Origin of the sequence: Serratia sp. OS31 (assembly GCF_014164835.1) — a bacterium.
GTDB lineage: Bacteria > Pseudomonadota > Gammaproteobacteria > Enterobacterales > Enterobacteriaceae > Serratia > Serratia liquefaciens_A.
Genome location: NZ_JACJFQ010000012.1, coordinates 17,330 through 33,754 on the forward strand (window position 1 = coordinate 17,330; position 16,425 = coordinate 33,754).

13 protein-coding genes are annotated in these 16,425 nt (G+C 57.0%); 5 read left to right on the forward strand and 8 right to left on the reverse strand.

Features of this window, described 5'->3' with window-relative positions:
• From thyA to rppH, 4 genes are all read right to left on the reverse strand, one after another.
• Complete coding sequence (gene thyA / locus H5P17_RS12100; protein ID WP_044553168.1) at nt 1-795, reverse strand: thymidylate synthase; 795 nt, start codon at nt 793-795, stop codon at nt 1-3.
• A 7-nt stretch (nt 796-802) separates the two neighbouring features.
• On the reverse strand, nt 803-1,675 hold the full coding sequence (gene lgt, locus H5P17_RS12105; RefSeq protein ID WP_182823134.1) for a prolipoprotein diacylglyceryl transferase: 873 nt from the start codon (nt 1,673-1,675) through the stop codon (nt 803-805).
• A 190-nt stretch (nt 1,676-1,865) separates the two neighbouring features.
• Nucleotides 1,866-4,112, reverse strand: coding sequence for a phosphoenolpyruvate--protein phosphotransferase (ptsP, locus tag H5P17_RS12110; RefSeq protein ID WP_044553172.1), 2,247 nt, complete (start codon nt 4,110-4,112; stop codon nt 1,866-1,868).
• A gap of 12 nt (nt 4,113-4,124) precedes the next feature.
• The gene (rppH, locus tag H5P17_RS12115; protein ID WP_012146527.1) at nt 4,125-4,652 is read right to left on the reverse strand and encodes an RNA pyrophosphohydrolase; all 528 of its coding nucleotides are present in this window, start codon (nt 4,650-4,652) and stop codon (nt 4,125-4,127) included.
• 696 nt (nt 4,653-5,348) lie between these two features.
• On the opposite strand from rppH, the gene mutH reads away from it, so the two are divergent.
• The 4 genes from mutH (at nt 5,349) to H5P17_RS12135 (ending at nt 8,460) form a co-directional block, all read left to right on the forward strand.
• Nucleotides 5,349-6,035, forward strand: coding sequence for a DNA mismatch repair endonuclease MutH (mutH, locus tag H5P17_RS12120; RefSeq protein WP_182823136.1), 687 nt, complete (start codon nt 5,349-5,351; stop codon nt 6,033-6,035).
• A gap of 95 nt (nt 6,036-6,130) precedes the next feature.
• Nucleotides 6,131-6,847 carry a TerC family protein gene (locus tag H5P17_RS12125; RefSeq protein ID WP_044553175.1) on the forward strand — a complete coding sequence of 239 codons (717 nt, stop codon included), beginning with the start codon at nt 6,131-6,133 and terminating at the stop codon, nt 6,845-6,847.
• A gap of 173 nt (nt 6,848-7,020) precedes the next feature.
• Entirely contained in the window at nt 7,021-7,239 is a 219-nt protein-coding gene (locus tag H5P17_RS12130) for a YgdI/YgdR family lipoprotein (RefSeq protein WP_020828402.1), read from the forward strand.
• Between the two features lie 180 nt (nt 7,240-7,419).
• Complete coding sequence (locus tag H5P17_RS12135; protein ID WP_130016958.1) at nt 7,420-8,460, forward strand: NADP(H)-dependent aldo-keto reductase; 1,041 nt, start codon at nt 7,420-7,422, stop codon at nt 8,458-8,460.
• A 29-nt stretch (nt 8,461-8,489) separates the two neighbouring features.
• Here H5P17_RS12135 and lplT read toward each other — a convergent pair whose 3' ends face one another.
• From lplT to H5P17_RS12150, 3 genes are all read right to left on the reverse strand, one after another.
• Nucleotides 8,490-9,686 carry a lysophospholipid transporter LplT gene (gene lplT / locus H5P17_RS12140; protein ID WP_182823138.1) on the reverse strand — a complete coding sequence of 399 codons (1,197 nt, stop codon included), beginning with the start codon at nt 9,684-9,686 and terminating at the stop codon, nt 8,490-8,492.
• On the reverse strand, nt 9,686-11,839 hold the full coding sequence (aas, locus tag H5P17_RS12145; RefSeq protein WP_182823139.1) for a bifunctional acyl-ACP--phospholipid O-acyltransferase/long-chain-fatty-acid--ACP ligase: 2,154 nt from the start codon (nt 11,837-11,839) through the stop codon (nt 9,686-9,688). Before aas ends, lplT begins: the two co-directional genes overlap by 1 nt.
• Before the next feature lie 547 nt (nt 11,840-12,386).
• A complete protein-coding gene (locus H5P17_RS12150; RefSeq protein WP_182823142.1) occupies nt 12,387-14,666 on the reverse strand; it encodes a molybdopterin guanine dinucleotide-containing S/N-oxide reductase in 2,280 nt (759 codons plus the stop codon).
• Between the two features lie 219 nt (nt 14,667-14,885).
• Here H5P17_RS12150 and galR point away from each other — a divergent pair, with 219 nt between their 5' ends.
• A complete protein-coding gene (galR, locus tag H5P17_RS12155; RefSeq protein WP_020828407.1) occupies nt 14,886-15,905 on the forward strand; it encodes an HTH-type transcriptional regulator GalR in 1,020 nt (339 codons plus the stop codon).
• Here galR and H5P17_RS12160 read toward each other — a convergent pair.
• Nucleotides 15,902-16,357, reverse strand: coding sequence for a GNAT family N-acetyltransferase (locus H5P17_RS12160; protein ID WP_182823144.1), 456 nt, complete (start codon nt 16,355-16,357; stop codon nt 15,902-15,904). The genes galR and H5P17_RS12160 overlap by 4 nt on opposite strands.
• Nucleotides 16,358-16,425 lie beyond the last annotated feature (68 nt).

Here is a 16,425-nt window from a genome sequence, read left to right on the forward strand (position 1 = left end):
TCAGATGGCAACCGGTGCCTTGATTGGAGGGTGCGGATCGTACCCTTCGATTTCAAAATCTTCGAAACGGTAATCGAACAGCGATGCCGGTTTGCGTTTGATCACCAGCTTCGGCAAGGCACGCGGTTCACGCGTCAGCTGCAGCTGGGTTTGTTCCATATGGTTGCTGTACAGGTGGGTATCGCCGCCGGTCCAGACGAAATCACCCACTTCCAGATCGCATTGCTGCGCCATCATATGCACCAACAGCGCGTAGCTGGCAATGTTGAACGGCAGGCCGAGGAACACATCGCACGAACGCTGGTACAGTTGGCATGACAATTTGCCGTCCGCCACATAGAACTGGAAGAACGCATGGCATGGCGCCAGCGCCATCTGATCCAACTCACCCACGTTCCAGGCCGAGACTATGATGCGGCGTGAATCCGGATCCTGTTTCAGTTGGTTCAGCACCGTGGTCAACTGGTCGATCTGACGGCCGTCTGCGGCTCCCCAGGCACGCCACTGTTTGCCGTACACCGGGCCAAGGTCGCCGTTTTCGTCGGCCCACTCGTCCCAGATGCTAACCTTGTTTTCCTTCAGGTAAGCCACGTTGGTGTCGCCGTTCAGGAACCACAACAGTTCATGGATGATCGAACGCAGGTGACATTTTTTGGTGGTCACCAACGGGAAGCCTTCCTGCAAATTGAAACGCATCTGGTGGCCGAAAATCGACAGCGTGCCAGTGCCGGTACGGTCGGCTTTAGGGGTGCCCTCGGCGAGCACTTTGTTCATCAAATCCAGATACTGTTTCATTTGTTCCTCACGACAGTTGTTGCTGCGGGCGACGACGATACGCCCAAATCATCATAATAATACCGGCCACCACCATAGGAACGGACAGGATCTGCCCCATGCTGATTACGCCGTCGAACAGGCCGAGCTGGGCATCCGGCTGGCGGAAAGCTTCGACGATAATGCGGAAGATGCCATAACCAATCAGGAACAGGCCGGAGACGGCCCCCATCGGCCGCGGTTTGCGGATAAACAGGTTCAGAATGATAAACAGCACCACGCCTTCAAGCAGCAGTTCATACAGCTGGGACGGGTGGCGCGGCAGCACGCCGTATTGATTCAGGATCGGCAGCAGCTGCGGATCGGCGGCGGCAAGCGCTACGTCTTCCGCTCGTGAACTTGGGAACAACATCGCCCATGGGGTATCGGTGGTAACACGGCCCCAGAGTTCGCCGTTGATAAAGTTGCCCAAGCGGCCGGCGCCCAGGCCGAAGGGGATCAGCGGGGCAATAAAATCAGAAACCTGGAAGAAGGTGCGTTTGGTACGGCGAGCGAACCAGAACATCACCAGAATAACCCCCATCAGGCCGCCGTGGAACGACATACCGCCATCCCAGACTTTGAACAGATAGAGCGGATTATCCAGGAACAGCGGCAGGTTATAGAACAACACATAGCCCACGCGGCCACCGATGAACACACCGAGGAAACCGGCATACAGCAGGTTCTCTACTTCATCCTTGGTCCAGCCGCTGCCCGGTTTGTTGGCTCGGCGCACCGCCAGCCACATGGCAAAAACGAAGCCAACCAGGTACATCAGACCGTACCAATGCAGAGAGACCGGGCCGATAGAGAAAATCACCGGATCAAATTTAGGAAACGCCAGATAGCTATTGGTCATCTATCACCACAACATGTCTATTATTCTTCCCCATCCGGGGGCGGCAGGTGCCAAACGCGGTGAAACGCAGCAGGAGCACTTTTTCCGTTGCTTTCAACACAGTGAGGAGGCGGATAATAGCATAAGCTTAAGCGTCTCCGGACTGGACTGCTGGGAAAAGTTCTGTAAAAAAATCAGTCAGCCTGCGGCGTTACTTGCCGCCGCGGATCAACCCGCCCATGCCGCGCCGCTCCATAAACGCCGCCACCTGATGGCGCACTTCGGTGGTCATTTGGGCACTGAGAACCCGCTGGGCCAGCACTTCAGCATCGGAGAGCTCAATATGCCGCAGCAGATATTTGATACGCGCCACGCTACGTCCGTTCATGCTCAGGTTGCGGTAGCCCATGCCCACCAGCAGCAAGGCTCCCATGGGATCGCCGGCCAGTTCACCGCACAACCCCACCGGCAGCCCGACGGCCTGGGCCTGAACGACAATCATCTTGAGCACCTGCAGCATGGAAGGATGCAGGCTGTCGTAGAGCGACGCCACCCGGGTATTGTTGCGATCCACCGCCAACAGGTACTGGGTCAGGTCGTTGGTGCCGACCGAAATAAATTCCACCCGCCCGGCCAGATGCGGGATCAGGAAGATCATCGAGGGCACTTCCAGCATTACGCCAAGTTTGGGTTTGGGAATTTCATACCCCAACACCTCTTCCACTTCCCGTCCGGCGCGGTCGATCAGGCGTCGGGCCTCGTCGATCTCTTCCAGACTGGTGATCATCGGCAGCAAAATGCCCAGATTGCCGGTACCGGCATTGGCACGCAGCATGGCGCGCACCTGGATCAGGAAGATTTCCGGCTGATCCAGGGTAATGCGGATACCACGCCAACCCAGACAGGGGTTTTCTTCGCTGATAGGCATATAAGGCAGTTGCTTATCGGCGCCGATATCCAGCGTGCGCAGCGTCACCGGCTTGTTCGGATAGAGCTGCAACATGCCCTGATATTGGGCGACCTGTTCCTCTTCGGAAGGGAAGCCACTCTGCAGCATAAATGGAATTTCGGTACGGTAGAGGCCGACGCCATCGACGCGCCCTCCTAGCAATTGCTCGTGTTCCGGGCTAAGACCGGCGTTGAGCATCACCTGCACTCGCTCGCCGCTTTTGAGCTGGGCCGGCTGTTCGACGTCGTCTTCCGCCAATCGGCTTAATTCCAGCTCTTCGCTGATCAACCGCTGGTATTCCTGCACCAGCACCGGTTCCGGATCAACCAGCAGCTCGCCGCGATAGCCATCGACAATCAGCAGGCGCTGGCTGAGCAATGCGGGTTGAATATCGGCCCCCATCACCGTCGGCACGCCCATCGCACGCACCAAAATGGCCGCGTGGGAGTTGGCGGCACCGTCGCGGACCACCACGCCTACCAGCCTTTCCTGTGGCATTTCGGCCAACAGGGTAGCGGTCAGTTCATCGGCCACCAGCACAAAACGCGCCGGCCACTGGGTTGCGCCCTGAGTGGTATCGTCGAGGTGGAATAAAAGGCGCTGACCGAGCGCGCGCAGATCGCTGGCGCGCTCGCGCATGTAGGTGTCTTGCAGGCTGGCGAACTGGGCGGCAAAGACTTCGATCACCTGTTTCACCGCCCATTCGGCTACCGAGCCGGCATCGATCTCGGCGAAGAGTTCGCGCTTGAGGCGAGCGTCGTTCAACAGGTGAGAGTAAAGATCGAAAATCGCCGCGCTCTCTTTTTGCGAACTGGCGGCAAAGCGCTTGCTGAAACGGCGGAACTCCGCCCCGGCTTCTTCCAGCGCCTGGGTCAGGCGTTCACGTTCGCTGGCGGTATCGAGCGTTGAGGCCTTGTAAACCTGATCGAGTGACGGCTGGCTGCTGTCTTGCCAACCTTCAGCCACCGCCACGCCTGGCGATGCCGCCAGCGCACGAATGCGCGTCTGGCGATACTGGCCAAAAAGAGCGTTAAGCTGCGATTGGGAAAGGATACCGGCCATTTGCGTGGCCAGCGTCACCATAAAAGACTCTTCGCTTTCGTCAAACTGGCGCAGCTCACGCTGCTGAACCACCAATACGCCCAGCAATTGGCGGCGATGAATGATCGGCACGCCAAGGAAGGATCGGAACCGATCCTCCTTCACCTGGGGAATATATTTGAAGCTGGGGTGGCTCTGCGCGTCCGCCAGGTTTATCGGCTCCGCACGGCGCCCAACCAGGCCGACGATGCCTTCATCAAAGGCCAGTGCGATAGTGCGCCCACGCGGTTTTTTTAACCCGCGTGTCGCCATCAGGTAATAACAGCGGCGGTCATTGTCTGCCAGATAGATAGAACAGACTTCCGTATCCATTGCCAGACAGGTCTCATTAACCAAAAGATCCAGCGCATCTGTCAGGCTGGCCGCCGCGGCCACCTTCTCAACAATTTCTCGCAAGCGCGTGAGCATAGTCGGCTTAACTTAACCTCTCTTCCGGCGATAAGCGGGGGTCTGCCGCTGTGCTGCCTGCTCCTGCATCGGCATCACGGTGACGGCGAATTCTTTCATCACCCGGCGGTAAACGTCGCGTTTGAACGACACCACCTGGCGCACCGGATACCAAAAACTCACCCAGCGCCAGCCGTCAAACTCCGGCGTGCTGCTGCGTTGCATATTGATATCAGCGTCATTGCACATTAACTGCAACAGAAACCATTTCTGCTTTTGGCCGATACAAACCGGCTTTGTGTCCCAACGCACCAAACGTTTTGGCAATTTATAGCGCAACCAGTTGCGGGTTGAGGCCAGGATACGCACATCCTTTTTGCTCAGCCCCACTTCTTCGAACAGCTCACGGTACATGGCCTGTTCTGCGGTTTCACCAGGGTTGATCCCCCCTTGGGGAAACTGCCAGGAGTGTTGACCGTAACGGCGAGCCCACAGGACTTGCCCCTGACGATTACAGATTACGATACCAACATTCGGGCGGTAGCCATCATCATCGATCACCGGACTACCTCGATAAGCTTAAATTCGCATAGATACCCTGATTGTTTCACACAAGCTACAGGCGGTAAACCACTGCTTTGCGGCACCGCAGCCCGGATAACATTGGGATAACTCACAGATAATGGCAAAGTTATAAACATGTGAAGCCGTTTACACGCGGTTTTATTCACTTTTTCTGTGGATAGGTGTGTGTAGAACTCAAGGGATAAGCCGGTAAAACTCTGGTGAACTCAAAATCGCCATAAAAACGAAAACAAAATTACACCATTAAAAACATTAAGTTAGTTATTTATCAACAACCCTATACAGAGCAAAAATGTGATCTATATCCGTTTAGGATCTTACCCTGGCGAAAGATCCACCAACGTCGTTTTTATCCACAGATTATCCGTATGAGTTACGCACAAAATGGACAATTTCGCAAAAAACCCCCTGCGTCAAGGCTGTAAATCGAACCAGTGATCGGTAAAAATTTGGGTTATCCCATAAATCTGTGGATAAATAGGTGTAAGATCCTGTTTATTGTCGGTGGCTTCAGGTGCACAAGCGTCGCCCTGAATTTTTCCCCGGTCACGTAGCGGGAAAAAAGTCATGAAAAATCATGCTACTATTATTCTTTTCCCCAGACCTTGCCCACCCAGGTTCGCTGTGTACAAATACAGTACGTTTTTCAACCAAATTTAACAGGCTCGCATTATGGCGTTTTTATCTCCTCTGCCCCCCCCTCCCGAAAATGAACAGCAGCTGTTTGAACGGGCGCAGCAGCTTGCCGGCTGTCAGTTGGGAGAACTGGCGACACGTGCGCAGTTGCCTATTCCCAACGATCTGAAGCGGGATAAAGGATGGGTTGGCATGCTGCTGGAGCAGTATCTTGGGGCCATGGCCGGCAGCAAGCCGGAACAGGATTTCCCCGAGTTGGGCATCGAGCTGAAAACCATCCCGATAGACGCCGCCGGCAAGCCGCTGGAAACCACTTTCGTCTGCGTAGCCCCCTTGACCGGCAACAGCGGTGTCACTTGGGCCAGCAGCCACGTACGCCACAAGTTGGCGCGGGTGCTGTGGATCCCGGTGGAAGGCGAGCGGCAAATCCCGCTGGCGCAGCGGCGCATAGGATCACCGCTATTATGGAGCCCCAATGAGGAAGAAGAAGAGATGCTGCGCCGCGACTGGGAAGAACTGATGGATTTGATCGTGCTCGGCCACGTAGAACGGATCACCGCACGGCACGGCGAAGTGCTGCAACTGCGCCCCAAGGCGGCCAACAGCAAAGCCCTGACCGAAGCCATCGGCGAGCAAGGCCAGCCGATCCTCACTTTGCCGCGCGGTTTCTATCTGAAAAAAAGCTTCACCGCCGCGCTGCTGGCAAGACATTTCTTAATCTGATCGCTTTTGTTTAGGCTGTGTTTAGCTAACAGTGTCGCCTTATCAATAAACGCGTATAATTCAGCCTTTGCTTTTTATTAAGGTGTGGCTTGGCAATGTTCGAATGGATTATGGATCCCAATGCCTGGTTAGCGTTAGGTACGCTGACCATTCTTGAGATCATTCTGGGTATTGATAACATTATTTTCCTTTCCCTGGTGGTGTCTAAACTGCCGAAAGCCCAGCAGAACAAGGCGCGTCGCATCGGGCTGGCCGGCGCAATGTTAATGCGTCTGGGGCTGTTGGCCTCTATCGCCTGGGTGATCCGTCTGACCCATCCGCTGTTTAGCGTTATGGACCACAGCGTTTCGGCTCGCGATCTGATCCTGCTGCTGGGTGGGCTGTTCCTGATTTGGAAAGCCAGTAAAGAGATCCATGAAACTATCGAAGGGTCGGACGAAGAGCACCACACAAAAGTGCACGGCTTCTTCGGTGCCATCGTGCAGATCATGCTGCTGGATATCATTTTCAGCCTGGATTCGGTGATCACCGCGGTAGGCCTGTCCGATCATCTGTTTATCATGATGGCAGCGGTAGTGATTGCCGTGGGCGTCATGATGTTCGCCGCCCGGCCGATTGGCGAGTTCGTTAACCGTCATCCTTCGGTGAAAATGCTGGCGCTGGCATTCTTGATCCTGGTGGGCTTCACCCTGATGCTGGAAAGCTTCCAGGTGCATGTACCTAAAGGCTACATCTACTTTGCGATGTTCTTCTCGATGTCGGTAGAAGCGCTCAACCTGATGCGCAGCAAGAAAAAATCCGCCTCTGAGTAATCCCCCAACGGGAGCGAGCGTAAGCCGCTCCCGTTAATATTTTTGTTTCCCCCGCACAGTTTCAATGTCACTTTCTCTTACAGAGATAAGGACTTATCCGAAACACGACGCGTCTATAGTTTGCTAATCTTGAAAGAAGCTTCTTTTTGCATACATAACTGAGGATCCGCAGGATGAAAAAGTGGGTAATGGCAGTGTCTGCGTTGGTGATGGCCGCCGGGTTGGCGGGATGCTCCAGCGATTACGTGATGGCGACCAAAGACGGCAATATGATCCTGACTCAGGGCAAGCCAGAGATTGACCAAGATACCGGCCTGATCAGCTATAAAGACGAAAAAGGCAACCATCGCCAGATCAACGGCGATCAGGTTTCACAGGTCATCGAACGCTAGTTTCCCGATCGGCTATCGCCCCCGTATTGCGCGATAGCCCTCCCCGCACTGAATCCACTTCCCCCATCTTCTCGGCTTGGTTATAGTCGGCAAAGGCGATATCACCGCCTTGCAGATTGTTTGGCTCCTGTTTTACCGGGTGTATAGCCCGTAAGCGCTAACACGAAAGGAAGGCCGTTAATGCAATACCACCGTATTCCCCACAGTTCTTTAGAAGTGAGCGTGCTGGGACTGGGCACCATGACCTTTGGCGAACAGAACAGTGAAGCCGATGCCCACGCGCAACTCGACTATGCATTAGCCGCTGGCATCAACCTGATTGATACCGCAGAGATGTACCCGGTACCGCCCCGCCCTGAAACCCAGGGGCTGACCGAGCAGTACATCGGCAGTTGGATCAAGGCTCGCGGCAACCGTGAGAAACTGGTGCTGGCCAGCAAAATTGCCGGGCCGGTGCGCGGGACAGACAGCAGTATCCGCCCGCAACAGGCGCTGGATCGCAAAAATATCCGTGCAGCTCTGGACGCCAGCCTGAAACGCCTCAATACCGATTATCTCGATCTCTACCAGTTGCATTGGCCGCAGCGCGCGACCAACTTCTTCGGTAAGCTCAACTATCAGTACACCGACGAAAAGGCTACCGTCACCCTGCTTGAAACGCTGGAAGCGCTTACCGAACAGGTGCGCGCCGGTAAAATTCGTTATATCGGGGTGTCTAACGAAACCCCTTGGGGCGTGATGCGTTACCTGCAGCTGGCTGAAAAACACGAGCTGCCGCGCATCGTCTCAATTCAGAACCCCTACAGCCTGTTGAACCGCAGTTTTGAGATTGCTCTGGCGGAGATCAGCCAGCACGAAGGCGTCGAACTGTTGGCCTATTCCAGCCTGGCGTTCGGCACCCTGAGCGGCAAATATTTGAACGGCGCCAAACCGGCCGGTGCGCGAAATACGCTGTTTAGCCGCTTTAATCGTTATTCGGCACCGCAAACGCAGTTGGCAATTGCCGAATACGTCGCATTAGCCAAAAAACACGGACTGGATCCCTCGCAGATGGCCCTGGCCTTTGTACGCCAGCAACCCTTCGTTGCCAGCACCCTGTTGGGCGCCACCACGCTGGAACAGCTAAAAATCAACATCGACAGTTTCGACCTGGTGTTGAATGAAGACGTGCTTCAAGGGCTGGAAGAGATCCATACCCGCTTTACCATCCCTGCACCCTAAGTCATCAGGGGCGCCTAAAGCGCCCCTGATTATTTTGCCCGTCTCTGCGACAACCACAGTGCGCCGATCGCCAGTGCGAAAACTACACCGAAACCGATCCCCACGCCCACTACCGGCACGCTGACTTTTACCGCCAGCGAATAAAGCCCGAGCATCAACAGCATGGCGGTGTTCTCGCCAAGGTTTTGCACCGCGATCGCGTTGCCTGCCCCCACCGATTTTTTGCCTCGTTCTTGCAACAACGCATTCAACGGCACCACAAAGAAGCCGCCCAAGACGCCGATAATCAGCAATACCGCATAGGCGCTAAGCAGGGTGGTTTGCAGCGCGAATATCGCCACCGCTACGCCGATCAAGATCCCGGCCGGCATACAGCGTTTCACGGTCTCGAGCGTAACGAAGCGAGCCGCGGCACCGGCACCAAGCACAATCCCTACTGCCACCATGGCATTGAGCAACGTCGGCGTGGCGTTATCGGCGATACCCAGCGCCACCGGCACCCACAACACCAACAGGAAGCGCAGCGTGACCCCTGCCCCCCAAAACAGGCTGGTACCAATCAATGAGAAACGGGTTTGCCCGTCGCGCCACAGCACCACACAGGCGTTGAAGAAAGCGCGAGTCATGGCACGTGGCGTCCATGACGCCGCAGGATGTGCCGCAGGCAGGCGCGGAATATACAGGTTGGCGATCACCGCCGCTGCGTAAACCAGCGCACATACCGCCAGCGCCGCGACCACGTGCCAGTCTGCCAGAATGCCGCCGGCCACCGAGCCCAGCAGGATCGCCGCGATGGTGGAGGCCTCCATCAGGCCGTTGGCCTTGACCAGTTTCTCACCGCTGGTGATCTCACCCAAAATCCCATATTTGGCCGGTGAATAAGCTGCGGCGCCTACGCCCACCAGGCTATAGCCGAGGAACGGATCCAGCCCGAAACAGATCACCAATGCGCCGGCCAGCTTCAAACCGTTGGCCACCATCATCACCCGGCCTTTCGCAAAGCTGTCGGCAATCTGGCCGACAAAAGGCGCGAGAATGATATAGGTGGCGACAAACGCCATCTGCAGAATCGGCTGGCTCCAGTCGGGATAAAGCTGTTGTTTTATCAGCGCCAGCGTGGCGAACAGCAATGCATTGTCGCCGAACGCAGAGAGAAACTGTGCGCAAATGACCGCAATCATGCTGCGCGAAAGCAAGGGTGAGTCAGTGTTCAACGACGGGTTCATCAGACAGTCTCCGGCTGTTCAGCCATTTTACGCAGGGTCACAAAATCCGGTTTGCCGCTGCCCAGCACCGGCAGCGTTTTCAACAGGCGAATATCACGCGGTACCGCCAGCTCAGGGCTGCCCAATTCACGCGCTGCCCGCAGCAAGGCATCGCGGGTTACGCTAGCATCGGTAGTGAACAGGACCAGTGCCTCGCCCTTACTGCTGTCACTTTTCACCGTGGCGGCGTGCAGCCCTTCCGGCGACACGCGCTGTGCCAGCAGCTCCACGCTTTCCAGCGAGACCATTTCACCCGCCAGTTTGGCAAAGCGCTTCACCCGACCGCGGATCACACAGTAGCCCTGCTCGTCCAGCGTGACGATATCGCCGGTATCGTACCAGCCCGGCTGCAGGTTGCCCTGTTCATCCTCTGCCGCCGGCGGCTCCAGCTCGCCCGGACGCTCCACCCGCAGATAGCCTTTCATGATATTCGGCCCACGCAGCTGCAGGCGCCCTCCGTTCTCAATACCCGGCACTTTCATTAAACGCGCTTCCATATTCGGCATGATACGCCCGACGGTGCCGACCTTGGCCGCCAGCGGCACGTTGATTGACACCACCGGCGCACATTCGGTCACACCATAGCCTTCCAGGATGCGAATACCGTATTTGTCCTGATAAATCTGTTTGGTGCTGTCCGCCAGCTTTTCCGCACCGGCTACCACATAGCGCAACCGGGCAAAGTCATACGGATGGGCGAAACGCGCATAGTTATTGAGGAAAGTGGCCGTGCCGAACAGCACGGTGCAGTTACGGTCATACACCAGCTCCGGCACCACGCGGTAATGCAGCGGGCTGGGGTAGAGGAAGATGCGGCTGCCGGTCATCAACGGGGTCAGCAGCCCGACCGTCAAACCAAACGAATGGAACAGCGGCAGCGACGACATAAAACGGTCGCGCGGGGTAAAGTCGGCAATGGTACGGATCTGCTCAACGTTGGCCAGCAGGCTGGCGTGGGAGTGCACCACGCCCTTTGGGTTGCCCTCCGAACCCGAGGTGAACAAGATCAGTGCCGCATCGTCAGGCTGCTGCGGCAGCATGGCTCGCGCCGGCTGAAACAGATGACGCAGGATCCACAGCTTGTCCGCCAGGCTCACGGTATCCTTCAGATCCTCCAGATACACCCAGTTGGCCTCCGGTACCTGCTGCGGCAAATGTGTCAGCTTGCCTTTTTCCAGGAACTGGCGTGAGGTGACGATGGTTTTAAGACTGGCGGCGAGCATGGCGCTTTTCAGGCCGTTGGAACCCGCAGTGTAGTTAAGCATCGCCGGGATACGGTTGCGCAGCGATGCACCAAAAATCGCCGCGGCGGTGATGGTGGCGTTCGGCAATAGCATGCCGACATGTTCGCCCTCGGCGGTAAAGCGCTGCAGGATACGGCTGACGCCCAGCGCTTTTTTGATCAGCGTCTGGTAGCTGTCTTCCTTGAAGTTAATATCCTCGATGCACGGCTTGTGCCGACCATAACGGTGCTGTGCCGCCAGCAAAGCGCGGAACAGGGTCTGTGGCTCGCGAGTATCCATACGCGCCTTCATCATGATCTGGTGCAAGCGATCGCCGGCCAGCATGCGGCGTTCTCGGGCGCGCGGCGCGACCGGCATCGGCAATGACGTCGGCGGTAAAATACGGATGCTGATCTGCGGGAACCATCGGATCTTGAATACCCCGGCCATACGCCCGAAAGGGCTGAATTCGGCGCCATCAAGCCGTATGGGCACCAGGGTCGCCCCCGATTTGGCGGCAATAAACGCGGCGCCGTCATAAATTTTCATCAGTGAGCCGGTCACGGTAATGCGCCCTTCGGGGAACACCACGATGGGCCGCCCTTGTTCGACCATGCGCACCAACTGTTTGATGGCCATCGGCTTGGTGGGATCGAGCGAAACGAAATCGATATAGGGCCGCAACCAGCGCATAAACCAACGATCGCCTATGCTGGCGTAGACGGCAAACACCGGTTTGATCGGCAAAAACAGCGCCAACAGAATACCGTCGAGGAAGGAGATGTGATTGGGCGTAATCAGCAGCTTTTTCTGGTCGAAATGCCGGGCGTCGCCCTCAACGCGTACCCGGTACAGCAGGCGGAATAACCCCCGCAGCATTGAAAAGATCATGCCCTTCTCCCTTTGCCCAAGATGAGCGTAAATGGTTGTAGGGAAAAGAATACTATATGGCAGGCAAAAAAAAACCTACGCATCCGCGTAGGTTGGTGCAATTGAAAATGGCTTCAACATACAGAGTATGCTGATTTCTCACCAATCAATACCTCTGGGATCACCTACTCTAGAGAGGTGGCGATTAAGAAACTACCGATCAATCGCAAGAGTTTTGCTCTAAATGCAACCAGCTGTAAATTTCCCGCGATGTACTGAAATAACTCAATGAAATGTAAATAGTCCTGCGGAATAAAAATACAAAATCGGATTATGCGCAGGCGGGACGGAGGGGGAACGGGCAAAAAAAAACCTACGCATCTGCGTAGGTTGGTGCAAATTAATATGGGCTCAACAAACAAGTTGCTGAAACTCACCAATCAATACCTCTGGGACGTTTAATTTACCCCGTTGAGCCGAAAGCCAGCCAGCGGCCAATCGAAACATTAGGGCGCAAAGTGTAACCAGCGGTGTATCCCCAAGGCCGTTCAAGCCACCGCGAGCTCGCCTAGCCGTGGGGCTGGATGTTTAACGTACGCTTCACCTCGACCAGGCAGCTCATGGCGTTCGGTCCCTGGGTCAAGGGTGAGGTCCCGATATCCAGCGTTAACACGTTCGGGTTGCCGGATTGTTCCACCTGCAGGCGCTCGGCACCAAAACCCGGATCAAACCAGGCACCGGTTGCCATCAGCACCACACCCCGGGTAACGCCGTCGGTGATCGCGACGCCAGCCAGACAACTGCCGCGTGCGTTGCTGACCTGCACCTCCGCCCCCGCTTCAATACCGCGCTCTGCCGCATCATCCGGGTGCATATACAGAGTTTCTCGCCCGGCGGTTTTATTGCCTTGCGCCAGCGGCGCCGGATCCATTTGGCTATGCAGGCGGTCGCTCGGCTGGATGGAAATCAGGTGCAGCGGCCACTCTTTGGCCTGCGGTGCCCCCAACCATTCCACCGGCGGCTGCCACTGTGGATGCGGAGCAAAATCGGCATAGCGATAGCCGGCGATTTTCTCGCTGAACAACTCGATCTTGCCGCTCGGCGTTTGCAGCGGGTTGGCTTGGGGATCGGTGCGAAAATCGTCAAAGAACACGAATTCTTTCGCCGGTGCCGGCAGCTCAACGTAGCCTTTGCGCCAGAAATCCTCAAACTCGGGCCATTCCACGCCGGTACCCGCCTGCGCCTGCCCGCATTGTTGATAGATAGTTTCGATCCAGGCCCGCTCGTCGCGGTTTTCGGTGAACTGCTCACGGTAACCGAGCCGCTCCGCCAAATCGGCGAAAATATCAAAATCGTTACGCGCCTGATGCTGTGGCGCAATGGCCTGATGCATCGCCAATACGTAGCGATCGCGCGATGAACCGCCGATATCGTTACGTTCCAGCGAGGTGGTCACCGGCAGCACGATATCTGCCATCCTGGCCGCCGGCGTCCACCAGATATCCTGCACAATCACCGTATCCGGCTTCTGCCACCCTTCCACCAGCCGGTTGAGTTGCTGGTGATGATGGAACGGGTTGCCGCCGGCCCAGTGCACCAAATGAATATCCGGATATTGGTGCGTCTCGCCACGGAACTGATAAGAGCCGCCGGGCTGCAACAGCATGTCGCAGATACGCGCCACCGGGATGGCCAGCCCGCAAGGGTTGGTGCCAACCGGCATCATCGGCCCCGGCGTATCCACCCGCGGGTTGCCGACGCCGTTCATCGAACCGTGTCCAAAGGAGAAACCGCCCCCCGGCAGCCCCACCTGGCCGAGCATCGCCGACAGTGCAATCATCATCCAGTAGGGTTGTTCACCGCGGTGTGCGCGCTGAACCGAATAGGAACAGGTGATAAAACTGCGCACGCCGATCAATTGCTGCGCCAGCAAACCGATGCGCGCCGCCGGAATGCCGGTGATGGCACTGGCCCATTCGGGCGTTTTCGCTACGCCGTCGTCGGTGCCGCACAGATAGTCCGCCAACTGGCTGTAGCCGGTGCAGTGGCTATAGAGGAAGGCTTCATCCTGAGCGCCACGACGCTGGATTTCATACGCCAGCGCCAGCATCAGCGCCACGTCGGTATTCGGCCGAATCGGGATCCATTCGGCATTAACAAACTCCGGGCAGTCATCACGCATCGGGCTGATGTTGATCACTGGCGTGCCTTTTTGCACCAGCTTTTGCAGCCAGGGTTTGAGCGAGTGTTCCGCCGCACCGCCGGAAGATACCTGGGCATTTTTCAAAGCCAGACCGCCGAAGGCCACAAACAGCTCGCAGTGCTCAACCACGCTGGGCCAACTGGTGACACGCCCGGTCAATGGGGTGAAAGTGCCGATCACATATGGCAGGAAAAACTGGGCCGCCCCCCAGCTGTAGTTACCCAACTGATCGACACCGCCGCCGCCGCCAAAATAAAAACGCCGCACCAGCGAACGAGCATGGTGCAATCGCCCGGCAGATGACCAGCCATAGGAGCCGGTAAACAGGCCGGAGGGACCGTAGCGATCGCGTACGCGCCGGTTTTCTTCCGCCACCAGGTCGAGCGCCAGCTCCCAATCCACTTCGACAAAATCTTCCCGGCCGCGCAGCGTGCGGTCACTGCCTTCACGCTTTTGCAGCCAGGAGCGGCGCACGGACGGCTTGCGGATGCGTTTGTCGGAATAGGCCATCGGCGCGATGGAGTCGAGCATTGGGGAAGGATCCGGATCGTCGGCAAACGGCTCACAACGGATAAGCCTGCCGTCTTCAACCACGGCGGTATAGGCGCCCCAGTGAGCGAGTTGCGGAAAGCGTTTAATCGACATGGTGTTCTCAGCCAAGAATGGATGCCCAAAAATAGCATTAGCCGACGCGCCGCGCCAAAGCACAAATGGCTCTATCGCTGAGCGGCGCAGGTCTAAGCTCGGGGTAAATTGCCCATATCTGCAACAGCCGCCACAAGTTACGATCGCCAGCGCTTGCAGCCCCGAGCTTTTTCCGCAAGACTGAGGGATGTAAGCGATTACCCAGGATGTATGACAGATATGGCTACCATAAAGGATGTTGCCAGGCTGGCGGGTGTTTCCGTGGCCACGGTATCCCGCGTAATAAACAATTCCCCCAAGGCCAGCGAAGGCTCACGCACCGCCGTGCTGGCCGCGATGGAACAACTGCAGTATCACCCAAACGCCAATGCCCGCGCGCTGGCACAGCAATCGACCGAAACGCTCGGGCTGATCGTTTCCGACGTGTCCGATCCTTTCTTTGGTGCCATGGTCAAGGCCGTGGAACAGGTGGCCTACGCCACCCACAATTTCCTGCTGATTGGCAACGGTTACCACGAGGCAGAAAAAGAGCGTCAGGCGATTGAACAGCTGGTACGCCACCGTTGTGCCGCACTAGTGGTACATGCCAAAAAGTTGACCGACCGTGAGTTAAGCGGGTGGATGCAGCAGATCCCGGGCATGGTGCTGATTAACCGCACGCTGCCGGGCTTTGAATCGCGCTGCGTGGCGCTCGACGATCGCTACGGTGCCTGGCTGGCGACCCGCCACCTGATCCAACAGGGGCACCAGCGTATTGCCATCATCTGCTCTACCCACCAGATTTCCGACGCGGCGGACCGCCTGCAGGGCTATCTCGATGCATTGCAGGAGCATGGCATTGCGGTAGATGAAAAACTGATTGCCTACGGCGAGCCAGACGAGATTGGCGGCGAACAGGCGATGACCGAGCTGCTCGGGCGCGGTAAAAACTTCACCGCGGTCACCTGCTACAACGACTCGATGGCCGCCGGCGCCCTTTCGGTGCTCAGCGACAACAGTGTGGATGTACCGGGCCAGATGTCGCTGATTGGTTTCGATGACGTGCTGATTTCACGCTACCTGCGCCCACGTCTGACCACTATTCGCTATCCGGTGGTGGCCATGGCAACCCAGGCGGCCGAACTGGCGCTGGCGCTGGCCAACAATCAGCCGCTGCCGGAGATCACCAACATGTTCAGCCCGACGCTGGTGCGCCGCCATTCGGTGGCCAGCATCAATAACGTTTACGAGCAGAACTAGACCAACTCCCGGTGATACAGCCGCACCGGGCGATCGGGGTAATCCAGCGCATCGCCGATGTAGCGCCAGCCATGGCGCTCATAATAGCCGCTAAAGTCACTGTAGAGATAAAGCTCACTGAAGCCGGTGCGTCGGGCGTAGTCTTGCACATGCTGCTGCAACCGCAGCCCCAGACCGCTGCCGCGCTGGCTTTCATCGACATACAGGCCCGCCAGCCATGGCGTCAGATCCTGCCGGCTGATCAAGTCACAGCGCCATAAGCCGACGGTGCCAACCACTTTATCGTCCTGCAGGGCGATAAAAGTAATGGGCAAATCGGCTCCGCACAGCCCGCTGTCCACCACGCTGGCGAAAAATGCCCGGCTGCTTTCGCTGCCAAACGCCTGCCACAGCCAGTCAATCACCTGACCGCGATGCTGTGGATAATCCGCCAGAAGCTTAATCTCAGTCATCTCTTCTCTCTTTTCCCATTGTCTGGCATCAGTCTACGGACGTTACGCCACAACACAATCCCGGCGGA

Coding starts and splice junctions, on each gene's coding strand:
- galR (WP_020828407.1), top strand. CDS start 14,886: ATGGCTACCATAAAGGATGTTGCCAGGCTGGCGGGTGTTTCCGTGGCC.
- H5P17_RS12130 (WP_020828402.1), top strand. CDS start 7,021: ATGAAAAAGTGGGTAATGGCAGTGTCTGCGTTGGTGATGGCCGCCGGG.
- H5P17_RS12125 (WP_044553175.1), top strand. CDS start 6,131: ATGTTCGAATGGATTATGGATCCCAATGCCTGGTTAGCGTTAGGTACG.
- H5P17_RS12135 (WP_130016958.1), top strand. CDS start 7,420: ATGCAATACCACCGTATTCCCCACAGTTCTTTAGAAGTGAGCGTGCTG.
- mutH (WP_182823136.1), top strand. CDS start 5,349: ATGGCGTTTTTATCTCCTCTGCCCCCCCCTCCCGAAAATGAACAGCAG.
- lplT (WP_182823138.1), bottom strand. CDS start 9,686: ATGAACCCGTCGTTGAACACTGACTCACCCTTGCTTTCGCGCAGCATG.
- H5P17_RS12160 (WP_182823144.1), bottom strand. CDS start 16,357: ATGACTGAGATTAAGCTTCTGGCGGATTATCCACAGCATCGCGGTCAG.
- lgt (WP_182823134.1), bottom strand. CDS start 1,675: ATGACCAATAGCTATCTGGCGTTTCCTAAATTTGATCCGGTGATTTTC.
- aas (WP_182823139.1), bottom strand. CDS start 11,839: ATGATCTTTTCAATGCTGCGGGGGTTATTCCGCCTGCTGTACCGGGTA.
- ptsP (WP_044553172.1), bottom strand. CDS start 4,112: ATGCTCACGCGCTTGCGAGAAATTGTTGAGAAGGTGGCCGCGGCGGCC.
- thyA (WP_044553168.1), bottom strand. CDS start 795: ATGAAACAGTATCTGGATTTGATGAACAAAGTGCTCGCCGAGGGCACC.
- H5P17_RS12150 (WP_182823142.1), bottom strand. CDS start 14,666: ATGTCGATTAAACGCTTTCCGCAACTCGCTCACTGGGGCGCCTATACC.